The organism is Stenotrophomonas sp. SrG (assembly GCF_050031795.1).
GTDB lineage: Bacteria > Pseudomonadota > Gammaproteobacteria > Xanthomonadales > Xanthomonadaceae > Stenotrophomonas > Stenotrophomonas rhizophila_A.
The window spans coordinates 1-242 of record NZ_JBNBBE010000973.1; the positions used below are offsets into that span (position 1 = coordinate 1).

1 pseudogene is annotated in these 242 nt (G+C 68.6%); it reads left to right on the forward strand.

Features of this window, described 5'->3' with window-relative positions:
• Positions 1–242 (forward strand): annotated as a pseudogene (locus tag ACQG3P_RS22390) (calcineurin phosphoesterase); the annotation flags it as partial.

Here is a 242-nt window from a genome sequence, read left to right on the forward strand (position 1 = left end):
CTACGCCCCGCAGGGGTCGCCGCGGCAGAAGTACGACGGCATCGCTGCCACCGGCGGCAATGTGCCCAACTGGGATTTCGCGCTGGAGCCGGACAAGGACGCCGACGCCGCACGCGCCCGCTTCGAGATGCTGGTATTCACCGATTCGCACACTGCCAGCCGCCAGGACGTCGGCTAGTACCATCGTGCCAGCGGCGAACCGATCATCGGCAAGCATCCGGCGCGGCTGGGCACCACGCTGG